We start from the raw sequence: 12,885 nt of genomic DNA on the forward strand, positions 1-12,885 counted from the left end.
CGCGAACGGAAACGCTTGCGTGAAGGTATGCACCATCAGCCAAACAAGCGAATGCCCCCAGACGGATTGATGATCTTTGTGCGAGTAGTGCCAATCACACCCTTGAATGGCGTGGGCGGCCCGTGACGAAGGCTTTGTTTTTTGGCAAATGGTATCATCCATCGAAACAAAAAGGGGTTGATTCTCCTGTTTGGCGATTCGCTTGATGCGATGAAGGATCCATTGCTGGAGTTTGCGAAGCAACGTCTCTTCATCCCAAGGGCTTTTCGTGAAAAAATGGCTGAGCGTGGTTCGATGATTGGGATGAAAACTCCAGTGATGGACATCGGTCAATGTTCCCGAAAATCCCTTGGTAGTCAAGGCATCCACAAGATGAACGAGATGCTTGATGACCGGCTTCGAGAAATAAAGCGCCAATCCCAGCGTCATGAAAAACTTGTGGATTCCTTGATGATGTGCTAATCTATTCATGAGACATGAACCTCCTTGTGGGTAGTTGGTGGTACATCTATTCTAACCAAGGAATCGGGTTCATGTCTCCTTTTTTGTTTAGTTGTCAATTTATGTTAGCAAATTTGCTCATCTACAGGAGAGAAGATGTTTTTATGGAGTCTGTCCAAAATAAATTCCGGATCCTGTCTATGGATGAGTGAAAAGAGCCCTGTATATAATTATTAATGATAATCATTATTAATTAAGGGGGAAGGACTCATGGTAAGAAGAAAGTGGCTTTACGGTGGCTTTATGATTCTACTTGTTGCACTCTTAGCCATCAGCGGAGTAAGGTCATCATCAACGGAGGCGGCTAGCAAGACGGCTAAAATTAAATATCTTGAGAAGACCTATAAGGTTCCCTTACCAGCAAAAAGAATTGTGATTACGGGAAGCATGGAGACGATGGAAGACGCTCTTGTGCTAGGAGTGAAGCCAACTGGAGGTATCACAGTTGGCGGTAAATTCCCAAGCATGTTCAAAAAAATCACTGGTTCTACAGTACCAATTGGTGAAAAAGCTCAGCCTAACATGGAAACCATTGTTAAGCTAAAACCAGATGTCATTTTGGCATCGAAAAAATTTCCACCAGATGTAATTAACAAATTGCAAAAAATTGCTCCAACCATTCCTGTTTCTCATATTTCAACAGATTGGGAAGCCAATTTGCGCTTGCTCGCTACATTAACAGGAAAGAAACAACAGGCAGAGAGCATTATCAAAAGCTATAAAAATCAATTGGCGATGGCTAAGAAAAAGTTAGGTGCAAAACTGAAAGGGAAAAAAGTAGTCGCCATCAGGATTAGAAATGGGAACATCATGATTTATAATCAAGATATCTTTTTCAACCCCACGTTGTATCGAGATTTAGGATTAACGGTGCCGAATGAGATTAAAAAGGCAAAATCTCAGGAAGTGATGTCGCTTGAGAAATTCAGTGCTATGAACCCTGATTATATCTTTATTCAATTCTCCGCAGACGAAAACAAGAATAAGGAAAATGCATTGAAGCAGCTACAAAAGAATCCAATTTGGAAAAGTATGAAAGCAGTGAAAAATAAGGACGTATTCATAAACGTTGTCGACCCACTTGCACAAGGTGGAACAGCGTGGAGCAAAATCCATTTCTTGAAAGAAGCGGTACCGAAGCTTAGCAAATAATATCACACTTTCTTGACAATTTGTGAGTCAATCATCCAAGGGAAGAGACAATAGCTATGAAAGACTGAGCTCTTTATATTCCCTTATCATAGGGGTTAGATGAAAATCCTTTTTTGCGATCTCATCTCTGATTTTTAGCAGGAAAGATGGATGCAAACTCGCACGTTTCCTATATTATTTATGAATGTTAATGTCGCTTTTCCTTAGAAAAACAAGCTGAAATCAGAGTTAAGCAGGAAAGGATCAAGGCTCTGAGAACACCTGCTTAACTCTTCTTTTATTTGTTTTAACATCCAACAAAATGAAAATAAGAAAATGTTAGAAGTTTTGTCGAAGAAAAATATTTTTTGAGACCCCTGAAACGGTCACAACCGTTGACAACATAGAGGGAGGATGGTGGCCCGTGATCGAATGGGAAATGACGAATTCGATTCCTCCTTTAACGAAGCAGGTGTGCCAAGTTTGGCTCGCTGACATCAGCGATTTACAATCATGGCATATTCAATTGCTGGACAGGAAGGAAAGGGAAAGAGTACAATTATTCAGGAATGAACAAGATCGAGCTTGTTTTATGATTGGATGTGTAATAAGTCGCTTTGTATTAGCGGCACAGCTCAATGTCGATCCACATGAAGTGCCGATTGATCGCACTTGCCCAGCTTGTCGTCAGGCTCATGGTCGGCCGCAGCTCCTTGGCCTTTCATTCCAATGGTCTATTGCTCATTCCGGTAAAAAAGTTCTTGTGGCTTTTACAGACGGCACCCCTGTCGGCGTTGATGTTGAGAGGCTCGATAATTCTTCGCTTTTAGATATCAAGCAAATGGCGAATGAGGTGCTGACAGAGGAAGAAAAATATCATTTGTTTCAAGCATTCCCTCAGGAGCAAAGAAAAGTTTTTTATACATATTGGACAAGGAAAGAAGCGATATTGAAAGCAATGGGTAAAGGATTACAAATTTCCCCATTGCATGTGATAGTATCTGCACCTCATCAAATTCCACGCTTACTTGACTTCAAGGATAATCCTGATTGTATTCATCATGCAGTGATGTATCCATTAGAGATGGATGACAGTTATGTGGCCTCGTTAGCTTTATTGGGTGACACATGCAAACGAATAGAGCGATACGATGCTCGAATGTTGCTCAGGGAAGGATTTAGATAGAAAGATCTTGACAGAAACATGGAACAATAAATGGGGAGAGAGGGATATGGCTGTTCTCTAGGGGAGACCAGCCATATTTTTGATTGTGTGGCTATCCTGAAAACACCACTTAAGACAAAAAAAGGTACCCCCTAACCTTGGGGACTAATTCTCAAAAAAGGGTATTACAGTATATATGTGGTTCATCCGTGCTATGCACTCGTTTTTTCCAGTTTCACTATAATGAAATACCGCTAATCCTCTTAATTAATGGGAGAATGAGTGAAAAGGAGGACTGGTGCAACAAGATTCTTTAGTTGAAAAATGGCATTGTAAAGCCGTATCCGCGAGTAAATCACCAGCCTCCTATAGATTTTTGCGCTTCATTTTTTTTGCAATGATTTGAGCTTGTATGAAACGATATTGTGAGAAAAGAAATGATTTGATATACTTTATATAATAATGATAATCATTATCAAATAAAACAGGAAAGAACAGTCAAAATGTCAATGAAATCGTTATATATACATGCTCATTGAAAAATGAACATTTGGCTTCTCCTGCAACAAGCTTCCTCTCCCATGGCTTAGCTTGCAGGTTGAGCCACAGGATTTTTGGAGAAAATGTGCAGCGCTTAGCGTGTGCAGGATAACAGAGAGGTGAACTCTTCATGTTGCATGTATATAGATCAAGAAGGAGGGAGATCATGGCCCAGTCTGGAACGATCAAGCAAGAGGGTGATGAATTTGCTTGGGATCGCTCGTTTTTTAGAATGAGGGAGATGCAGTTTATCAAAGAAGAAGGAGATTGGCGGATCGAACAGCAGCTTACAACTTCTCATGTACTGATGATCGTTAAAGATGGACAAGGACATTTTATGTTAAATAGTCACAGGTATCGACTGCGGCAGAATACTGTTTATATGTGCTCCCCTGGTGATACATATGGAATTGAAATAGAAGCAAGAAGTAAAATGTTCTTGTTTAAGTTTGACGTGTTTCAACGGAAAGGTTCAGGATATGAGTGCCTATCCGATCACGGGGAATGCTTTTTTCCGTTACAGGGGGAAATCTCTGTATTTCCTGCGGATCGGCTGATCTCGTTATGCGATGAAATTTATGATCATTGGCGAAGCGCGGATGAGCTGGAACGGTTTCACTGCCAGCTTGCTTTCCAACAGTTGCTTTATTATATCATGAAGCATCGATCCCCTTTTCCTAAAGAATCACGAACATCGCTAGAGGCCGCTAAGAACTATATGGAACGTTATTTTTATGAGAATTTGACAATTGAGCAATTAGCAAGGATATCCAATATTAGTCCTAAATATTTTGTTGATTTGTTCAAAAAAACGTATGGAATGAGCGCAATGGATTATTTAACAGAGCTTCGGCTGAATAAGGCGAAGCGTCTGATGGCTCAATCTGACGCTAAACTGCGTGATATCGCCCATCAGGTTGGTTATCATGATGAATTTTACTTTAGCCGTAAATTTAAAAAGAAGGTAGGGGTTACGCCGACTGCTTATATGAAAAGCCGTCGGCGAAAAATTGCTGCTTATACGTCTCCGATTACCGGCCAATTGCTTGCATTAAAGATTATTCCTTATGCGGCGCCGCTTCATCCGAAATGGACGGCTTATTATTATAAAATATACCGTGACGATATTTCTGTCCCTCTCAGTGCTTATCGCAAAAATCAAGATTGGGAATCGAAAGTTGAGGCTTTGTCCCATAAGCGGCCGGATGTGATTATTAGCACAGACGATCTCGAAAAGATGGAGAAGGTGAGGCTTGAACAGATTGCTCCTATTTTTTACGTTCCGTGGACTGAGAAAAACTGGCGGGAGCAGCTGATGCTGACGGCTGAATTTTTAGGAGAAGAGAAGGAAGCAGAGAACTGGCTTCAAATGTATGATCGAAAGGTGAAGTTTGCTAGACAACAGCTAAAGAGGGAAGTTGGAGAGGACACATTTTTAGTCGTACGCATCTCGAAGCAGCATTTATATGCTCATTGCAATCGTAGTATATTAGAGGTGTTTTATCAGGATTTGCAAATGAATGCCGCGTATCCTAAAAGCGATGCTTACAACGAGCCGATTGCGCTCGATCAGCTTGCCCAAATAGATGCGGATCGTTTGTTGCTATTAATTAGGCAGGAAGAAGAAACGTTAGCTTTTTGGAATCAATTGCAATATTCACTTCCATGGCAAGAACTGAAAGCGGTTCGCCACCATCAGGTATATGTGCTTTCTTCCGATCCATGGGTGGAGTACTCGGCATATGCCCATGATCGAATTATTGATGAATCGTTAAAGTTTTTTTCTGGAATTTGTCCAAAATGAATTTCGGATACTTTCCATGTTCAGGGTAGAAGATCTAAGTTATAATCATAAATGATAATGATTATCACCAAGAGGATGAGGGGGGGGACTTAAGAGAGACATGAAGAGAAACTATCTTTATCTAGGTCTGATAGCTCTACTTATTTTAGTATTAAGCGCTTGCGGCGCGAAAGAATCATCAGCGCCTGAAAAATCGGGGGATCGCTCGAATAAAAAACAAGAAACACAAGCAGATCCAAACGAAAAGCATACGATTCATTATCTTGGGAAAGATTACACAGTTCCAGTCAAAACGGATAAAATCGTTATCACTGGAAGCATGGAAACCATGGAAGATGCGCTTGTGTTAGGAGTAAAGCCGCTTGGGGGCATTACGGTTGGCGGCAAGTTCCCAGAAATGTTTAAGGACATTACAGGCTCTACTGTCTCTATCGGTGAGAAAGCGCAGCCTAATATTGAGGAAATCTTAAAATTAAAACCAGACGTTATTTTCTCGACGACAAAATTCTTGCCAGATGTTGCACAAAAACTGAAAAAAATAACAACAACGATCCCGATTTCTCACATTTCAACAGATTGGGAAGCGAATTTGCGTGTGTTGGCAGAAGTTACTGGAACACGAGACAAAGCTGATGAAGTATTAAACCAATATAAAAAAGACTTGGAAGAAGCGAAAGCGAAGCTGGGAGACAAGCTAAAAGATAAAAAGGTCGTGGCGGTTCGCATTCGCAGCGGAAATATTATGATCTATCCGCCAGATGTATTTTTCAATCCTTCGCTATATACGGATTTAGGACTGACCGTACCTCAAGAAATTCAAAATGCGAAAGCTCAGGAAATGATTTCTTTAGAGAAATTTAGCGAAATGAATCCGGACTATATTTTTGTGCAATTCTCAGAAGATGAAAATAAAAACAATCCTAAAGCACTTGAAGAGCTGCAAAACAATCCAATTTGGAAAAGCATCAATGCTGTGAAAAATGATAAAGTGTTCGTCAACATTGTCGACCCGCTTGCACAAGGCGGCACAGCGTGGAGCAAAATCAATTTCTTGAAAGCAGCTGTGGAGAAGCTCGGCAACGAATAATACAAGGCAGGTAGCGTCAATATGCAATTAAGAATTTCTCCGTCAGCCCTGATTTTATGGCTTTCACCGGTTGCGATGGTGTTGATCATCATCGCATCTATTTTGTATGGGGCCAAAAATATAGATGCGTGGACTGTTTGGAAAGCGATAGTTGCTTTTGACCCGAATGATGTTAATCATCAAATTGTCAGGTATTCGAGACTGCCAAGGGCGATTGGTGCTCTTTTGATTGGTGCATTACTTGCGATTTCAGGAGCGATTATGCAAGGGATGACAAGGAACTATTTAGCCTCTCCCTCCATTATGGGGGTTTCAGATGGTTCGGTTTTTGCGATCACACTTTGCATGATTATTCAGCCAGGCGCCTCTTCGCTTGAGATGATCATGTACTCGTTGGTTGGTTCAGCTGTTGCCGTAGGCTTCGTGTTCTGGATGGCCTCTGTCCTTCCCTATGGAATGTCGCCTGTTCGAATGGCCATTATTGGAACAATTATCGGAACCTTTTTTAGCAGCATATCAGCCGCTCTCTCTTCTTATTTTCAAGTTTCACAGGATGTGAGCTTTTGGTACAATGCCCGGCTGCATCAAATGGACCCTCATTTAATTAAATTGGCAATGCCCTTTGCCATTGCGGGTCTTGCTGTTGCTTGTATGATTTCTAAATCGATTACGATTTTGTCGTTGGGAGAGGAGATATCGGTCAGCTTAGGTCAGAAAACGATGGTGATCAAGATCTTGGCCATCGTCAGCGTGGTTATCTTAACAGGCATTTCTGTTGCCTTGGCTGGAAATATCAGCTTCGTTGGTTTAATTATTCCACATATGACGAGGTTTTTAGTAGGGGTTGATTATCGACGAATCATTCCTTGTGCCGGTGTTCTTGGTGCGATCTTTTTGGCGCTTTCCGATATTTTAAGCCGATTTTTGAATTATCCGTTTGAAACACCGATTGGGGTCGTTACAGCTTTGATTGGTGTGCCTTTCTTCCTCTATTTAATTTATACGAGAGGGGGAGGAAAGGATGCTTAATCATTCAGCCAAGCGCTATTGGTTGGTGTTGTTTAGTAATATTGTAATTATATTGTTGGTCATTTATATTAGTCTAACAAATGGAATATTTGATATAACCGTTCAAGATGTCTTAAAAACACTACTGCGAATGGATCCGGTCCCGGAGCATGATTTGGTAATTTTGGATTTCCGACTGCCGCGTATTGTCATTGCTGCGTTGGTCGGTTTTGGATTAGGAGTGGCTGGGGCGACTATCCAAGGAATTAGCCGAAACGGGTTGGCTGATCCAGGAATTTTGGGCATTAATGCTGGGGCCGGGGCTATGATCGTCATTTTTATGCTTTTCTTTGGAGGTCACAGGATAGCGGAAAATGATTGGCTATCGATTTTAGCGATGCCGCTATTTGGGTGGGTTGGCGGATTGGGTGCCGCCCTGCTCATTTATCTATTTGCTCGACAGAATGGCCATTTAGATACGCAGCGCCTCATTCTTGTGGGAATTGCCGCGGGGGCTGGTTTTGGAGCTCTATCCTTATATTTATCGTTAAAGATGAATCCACAGGATTTTGAAATGGCGACAGTATGGCTTATGGGAAGCATTTGGAACGCCAATTGGCAATATGTTGTTGCTGTGTTTCCATGGATGATTTTGCTTGTTCCCATTATCATCAGTAAAGCTTATATTCTCGATTTGTTCCAATTAGGGGAAGAACATGCAAAAGGGTTAGGGGTTTCTACTGAAAAGGAAAAAAATCTATTGCTATTGGCGAGTATTGGGATTGTGAGTGCGTGTGTGTCTGTGGCTGGAAACATCGGTTTTGTTGGTTTGATTGCCCCCCATATTGCCAAGCGTCTCGTCGGGGTTCATCATCAGCGTATCATTCCGGTTAGTGGAACGATTGGCATGTTGTTGGTAGTGGTTTCAGACTTTATTGCTAAAACAGTTTTTGCGCCTGTCGAACTGTCTGTTGGAATTGTCATTGCCATCATTGGTATTCCCTACTTCGTGTACTTGCTATTTAAAACCAAAGTGTAAGAGACGACTCGAAAACTGAAAAATGGAGGGGATGGAATGGGTTCTAAAAAAAGGGATTTATGTTCTTCAGCTGTTCATATAGCAGGTGTTAGTGAGTTCACAATTCCGCGAACGAAGCAGCGTGTGATGTATTCTCACTATGGGAATCGTGAGTATCGGATTTTTGTTGCACAACCTGATGCGGATCCACCTCCTTTGGGATTTCCAGTGATTTATGTACTTGATGCCAATTCGGTGTTTGGTACGATGGTGGAAGCGATGCGTGTGCAGGCAGGACGTCCTGATCGCACAGGAGTTGTTCCTGCGGTGATTGTTGGTATTGGTTATCCAACAGAAAAGCCATTTTCTCCTGCCCGTTTTTACGATTTTACCATGTCTGTTCCGGAAAGCGAATTACCTGCTCGTCCAGATGGAACCGCATGGCCGGAAATGGGAGGAGCAGAGGCTTTTTTGGAGTTTATTGAAACAGAACTGAAGCCTGAAATACAGCGAGAATTGCCAGTCGACCGGACGAAGCAGGCCATTTTTGGCCATTCTCTCGGTGGCCTCTTTGTTTTGCAGGTGCTTTTTACGAAACCGACTGCTTTCAGAACGTATATTGCTGGAAGTCCTTCGATTCATTGGAGTAAACAGCTGTTGCTTGAGGCAGAACAACGTTTTGTTGCTCGTATCACACATGAAACGCTCAACGTTGACGTACTTTTGGCGGCTGGAGAGTTGGAAAGAAGCCACAAAAGCCGAATTAACGCTCATGCTGAAGAACTGGTAAAACGCCTTTCCGCCTTTACTGATTTTGGGGTATATGTGGAGTTTCAGGAATTTGCCGGGGAAGGGCATGTCACAGTATTGCCGGCCCTCATCAGCCGAGCTCTACGATTTGTATCGAGAAACAGCATATAACCAATAATGATTTCGTCCTTAAGTTGCATCAAATATTTATTTATCTCAATTTCACACATTAGACAGTAAAAAGATTCATGTCATTCGAGGTGGCAAACAAAAAGGGCTCGGATAGGAAGGGATGAGCCCTTATTATTTTTTAGTTCGGATCAGTTCCTTCTCCATGAGAGCCATTCTCTTCTGTGAAAATGACGAACTGACGCGGATTTTCATCTTCGGGTGGAGGGCAGACCGCTGCCCATGGATCTTTTCTGTGCAAGTCCCATTGCAATTCATACGCGTTAATGTTGTCACCAGACCAAAGCGCGGAATTTCACATCTTTTGTTTCGATCACTTCCATCGCCCAGTTAATGCTTTTGTCATCTTTTTTGGTTAAGGGCTGGGAACCCTTTTGGATATAGAAAGCGGTCATAAGAAGCAATTCCTTAACCGTTAAGCCCTTGGACTTGGTAGCAGAATAGCTGCTTTTTGCCGTCTCCATTTTTGCACCGAAGCATTCCTCCGTGCAGGGGGGATGCTTTTTATTATGTTTAACAATAAGAATATCATTAAAATAAATAATTATTTATTGAAAAACGATAAATCAACGATTACAATAAAAACAAAAGCGAATCAGTGAGGTGCTTGCGGTGAAACGAGAAACGCTTTTTTTGAAGGTGGCCTTGGTGTTGATTGGCCTTCCGGTTTTGGCGTTGTGCTTGTTTTTGGTGCCGGCGCTTGCGAAGGTGGCGGTCAAGCTGGTGCCAACGTTCCCTTGGATCAAGTATTTCGTTTATCTTGCGTTTGAGGCGTCCGCGCTGCCGTTCTACTTCGCTTTGTATCAGGCGTTCCGGTTGTTAGTGTATATTGACCGAAACGACGCGTTTTCCGAGGCTTCGGTGAAAGCGTTAAAGACGATCAAACATTGCGCCGTCGCCATCAGCGGGCTGCATTTGCTTGTCTTGCCGCTGTTTTACTTGTTCGCCGAGAAAGACGACGCTCCGGGTGTCATTTTCGTCGGGCTGCTGGTGCCGTTTGCGTCGCTCGTGATCGCTGTCTTTGCCGCTGTGCTGCAAAAGCTGCTGCAACAAGCCGTTGACATCAAACAAGAAAACGAGTTGACGATTTGAGGTGAATGACATGCCGATCATCGTGAATCTTGATGTCATGTTGGCGAAGCGGAAGATGAGCGTCACGGAGCTGTCGGAGAAAGTAGGGATTACGATGGCGAATTTGTCGATCTTGAAAAACGGAAAGGCGAAGGCGATCCGCTTTTCGACGTTGGAAGCCATTTGCAAGGCGCTCGACTGCCAGCCCGGGGACATTTTGGAGTACCGAAGTGACGAAGGGGAATCGCATTCGTAAGCGGGGGAGGGGACGGCTTGAAAGGGGAGAAATACGCGGCAGCGGCGGGGGAATGCCCGCCTTGCTGGCTGGCTGTGGTTTGGAGGTGTCTCTGTTCTGGAAAAGCGCGGCTCAGCAAAGCGTTTGTGCAGCTTGTTCGCTTCGGTTGGGCGCAGGCGTTGTCCTGCGTGTTTCCGGTCGTTATTTTTGCTTCATTGGCGCTGACGAAGCTCGTGCCGCTTCCTTTGTTGCCGCGGTATGACTGGCTGCTTGTCATTTGCCTTCTCATGCAATGGTGGATGGTGCGCTCCGGGCTGGAAACGCGCGATGAGCTCAAAGTCATCACTGTCTTTCACTTGATTGGGCTTGCATTAGAGCTGTTTAAGGTGCGTATGGGTTCATGGTCGTATCCGGAGGAAGGATATACGAAACTGTTTGGCGTGCCGCTGTACAGCGGCTTCATGTACGCGAGCGTCGCGAGCTATCTTTGCCAGGCGTGGAGACGGCTGAAGGTGGAGCTCGTGCGCTGGCCGCCGTTTTGGCTGGTCGTTCCGTTGGCGGCGGCGATTTACGTGAACTTTTTTACCCACCATTATTGGATCGATGTTCGCTGGTGGTTGGCAGGCCTTGTGATTCTCGTTTTTTGGCGGTCGTGGGTCGCGTATGAGGTCGGGGGAATTCGGTATCGGATGCCGCTTGTTCTGTCCTTTTTGCTGATCGGTTTTTTCATTTGGGTCGCGGAAAATATCGCCACTTTTTTCGGGGCTTGGCAATATCCAAACCAAGCGAGGGCGTGGAGCCTCGTTCATGTCGGGAAAGTCAGCTCGTGGGTGTTGTTGGTCATTGTCAGTTTTCTCATCGTGGCGACGTTAAAGCAAGTGAAGGGCGGTGGAAAGGAAAAACAGGCGGGACGTCCGCGGATGTAGCCGAGGCCGGGGCGGGCCGAGCAGAGGCCGCCCGCTGTTGAGGCGGCCTAGCTCTGGTTATCCGAGATGCGCCTTGATTTCTTCAATTTGGGCAAGGTGGCGTTGTTCATGGTAGCTGACAAATTCCACCCATTGCTTTAAGCTTAGGGGGCCGAAAACCGGATGCGGGAACGATTTGGTTTCCAGATCAGCCGGGGCGGCTTGCTCGACGATGTGACGCAGTCGCTGCCGCGATTGACGCAATTTTTCCTCCAATTCCCCCCACGTGAAACGCCGGTCGCTCGGGCGGGCGAAATCGGGCGCCTCCACTTTTTTGGAACGGTCAAGGGTGAGGTGGATCGGTTTTTCGCTCACGGGCTGGTTTGCGCCGCGCGTCAATGTCTGGGCGATCATGGCGGCGATCGATGTCTCGATAAGGTACAAATGTTCGAGCACTTGGGCGATCGTCCAACTCCCTTCAGCCACCCGGGTGTTGAGTTGTTCGTCCGACAGAGCGGACACGCTTTCAAGCAGCTGTCGGCGCACTTGTTCCTGATGATCCATGATTTTCCCTCGCTTCGGTCTGGATTTGACTTCATCGTACTATAAAGAAAGCGAGCCGTAAAGCCGTTTTGTGTTCGCCGTGATGACCGTTTTCACGCGCTCGCTCTCTTCGCCGTAATGCGCCGCTACGGTGCGGACAGAGTCAAATAAAAACAGCGGCGTCGTCGGTTTTCCTTGAAACGGACCGGCAAACGGCCATGGGCCGTCCGTTTCGAGAAGCAGCTGCTCGAGCGGGATGAGGGACAATAGCGCTTGGTCGCGCTCGCGGTAGCACACCTCGGGAGTGACGGAAATGTAGTAGCCGCATTGGATGATGCGTTGCACTGTCTTTGCGTTTGCCTTCAGCCAATGGAAATGGGCGTGCCGGACGCCAGCTTGCTGCACGATGGCCAAGGCGGTTTCGGCCCGGTCGTAGACGGCGTGAAGCACGAGCGGCAAAGAGACATCGACGGCGATGGCGGCGATTTGCGCCAACAAGTCACAATAGCGAGGCAATTGGGCTGCTGCCTCGGCTGAGTAGTACGGCAGCCCGACTTCGCCAATGGCAGCGAGCTGCGGCCGCGCTTGCTTGAGGAGTGATGTCCATTCATTCCAATCGGCCGCGTTGGGCATGGGACGTTCCGGATGAAAGCCGATGGCGGCGTAGACGAAAGACGGAAACCGTTGTTTGAGCTCCAGCGTTCGGTAGCTGGAGCTTAAGTCAGTGGAGACGGCGACGACGCCGGTTATGCCTGCCTCTTGCCAACGTTTGATTTGTTCGTCTACCCGGACGTATTGGTCGAGATGAAGATGGGCATCGATCATCGGCGCGACCTCCCCTGTCGCCGCAGCGTCCTAGAAGGCTGGTGAAAAATGGTTGTTTCTTTTGAGCAATGGGGGATCGTTTGAAAGGTAATCCTGATGCGACGAGGCTTTTC

At 45.2% G+C, this 12,885-nt stretch carries 14 protein-coding genes; 10 read left to right on the top strand and 4 right to left on the bottom strand.

The window, feature by feature from the left end; translation table 11 throughout:
* Positions 1-471: transposase (locus B4113_RS10070; RefSeq protein ID WP_160331369.1), on the bottom strand; the 471-nt coding region annotated here is incomplete at its 3' end.
* Positions 472-711: 240 nt separating this feature from the next.
* Here B4113_RS10070 and B4113_RS10075 point away from each other — a divergent pair.
* The 7 genes from B4113_RS10075 to B4113_RS10105 all read left to right on the top strand — a co-directional run bounded on the left by B4113_RS10075 (position 712) and on the right by B4113_RS10105 (position 9,175).
* Positions 712-1,653, top strand: coding sequence for an ABC transporter substrate-binding protein (locus B4113_RS10075; RefSeq protein WP_033842655.1), 942 nt, complete (start codon positions 712-714; stop codon positions 1,651-1,653).
* Between the two features lie 403 nt (positions 1,654-2,056).
* Positions 2,057-2,818, top strand: a complete 762-nt coding sequence (locus B4113_RS10080; RefSeq protein WP_033017989.1) for a 4'-phosphopantetheinyl transferase superfamily protein — start codon at positions 2,057-2,059, stop codon at positions 2,816-2,818.
* 685 nt (positions 2,819-3,503) lie between these two features.
* Positions 3,504-5,141 carry an AraC family transcriptional regulator gene (locus B4113_RS10085; RefSeq protein WP_033842653.1) on the top strand — a complete coding sequence of 546 codons (1,638 nt, stop codon included), beginning with the start codon at positions 3,504-3,506 and terminating at the stop codon, positions 5,139-5,141.
* A 100-nt stretch (positions 5,142-5,241) separates the two neighbouring features.
* Positions 5,242-6,228 carry an ABC transporter substrate-binding protein gene (locus B4113_RS10090; RefSeq protein WP_033842652.1) on the top strand — a complete coding sequence of 329 codons (987 nt, stop codon included), beginning with the start codon at positions 5,242-5,244 and terminating at the stop codon, positions 6,226-6,228.
* Positions 6,229-6,249: 21 nt separating this feature from the next.
* Entirely contained in the window at positions 6,250-7,257 is a 1,008-nt protein-coding gene (locus B4113_RS10095; protein WP_033842650.1) for an iron ABC transporter permease, read from the top strand.
* Positions 7,250-8,275: an iron ABC transporter permease gene (locus B4113_RS10100; protein ID WP_033842649.1), complete on the top strand. Its 1,026-nt coding sequence runs from the start codon at positions 7,250-7,252 to the stop codon at positions 8,273-8,275. The genes B4113_RS10095 and B4113_RS10100 overlap by 8 nt, the downstream gene beginning before the upstream one ends.
* A gap of 36 nt (positions 8,276-8,311) precedes the next feature.
* Positions 8,312-9,175, top strand: a complete 864-nt coding sequence (locus B4113_RS10105) for an alpha/beta hydrolase (RefSeq protein WP_033842648.1) — start codon at positions 8,312-8,314, stop codon at positions 9,173-9,175.
* Positions 9,176-9,465: 290 nt separating this feature from the next.
* Here B4113_RS10105 and B4113_RS19540 read toward each other — a convergent pair whose 3' ends face one another.
* The gene (locus B4113_RS19540; protein ID WP_131385696.1) at positions 9,466-9,657 is read right to left on the bottom strand and encodes a hypothetical protein; all 192 of its coding nucleotides are present in this window, start codon (positions 9,655-9,657) and stop codon (positions 9,466-9,468) included.
* 148 nt (positions 9,658-9,805) lie between these two features.
* On the opposite strand from B4113_RS19540, the gene B4113_RS10110 reads away from it, so the two are divergent.
* Genes B4113_RS10110 through B4113_RS10120 form a run of 3 tightly spaced genes read left to right on the top strand, consistent with a single transcriptional unit; the run spans position 9,806 to position 11,425 of the window.
* A complete protein-coding gene (locus tag B4113_RS10110; RefSeq protein WP_033842647.1) occupies positions 9,806-10,285 on the top strand; it encodes a DUF2975 domain-containing protein in 480 nt (159 codons plus the stop codon).
* A 10-nt stretch (positions 10,286-10,295) separates the two neighbouring features.
* Entirely contained in the window at positions 10,296-10,520 is a 225-nt protein-coding gene (locus B4113_RS10115) for a helix-turn-helix transcriptional regulator (protein WP_031406132.1), read from the top strand.
* Between the two features lie 17 nt (positions 10,521-10,537).
* Complete coding sequence (locus B4113_RS10120) at positions 10,538-11,425, top strand: DUF817 domain-containing protein (RefSeq protein ID WP_051962576.1); 888 nt, start codon at positions 10,538-10,540, stop codon at positions 11,423-11,425.
* Between the two features lie 57 nt (positions 11,426-11,482).
* On the opposite strand, the gene B4113_RS10125 is transcribed toward B4113_RS10120, so the two are convergent.
* Positions 11,483-11,968: a DinB family protein gene (locus tag B4113_RS10125; RefSeq protein ID WP_033842646.1), complete on the bottom strand. Its 486-nt coding sequence runs from the start codon at positions 11,966-11,968 to the stop codon at positions 11,483-11,485.
* 39 nt (positions 11,969-12,007) lie between these two features.
* Positions 12,008-12,772 carry a TatD family hydrolase gene (locus tag B4113_RS10130; protein WP_033842644.1) on the bottom strand — a complete coding sequence of 255 codons (765 nt, stop codon included), beginning with the start codon at positions 12,770-12,772 and terminating at the stop codon, positions 12,008-12,010.
* Positions 12,773-12,885 lie beyond the last annotated feature (113 nt).

It is taken from the genome of Geobacillus sp. B4113_201601, assembly GCF_001587475.1.
Taxonomy (GTDB): domain Bacteria; phylum Bacillota; class Bacilli; order Bacillales; family Anoxybacillaceae; genus Geobacillus; species Geobacillus icigianus.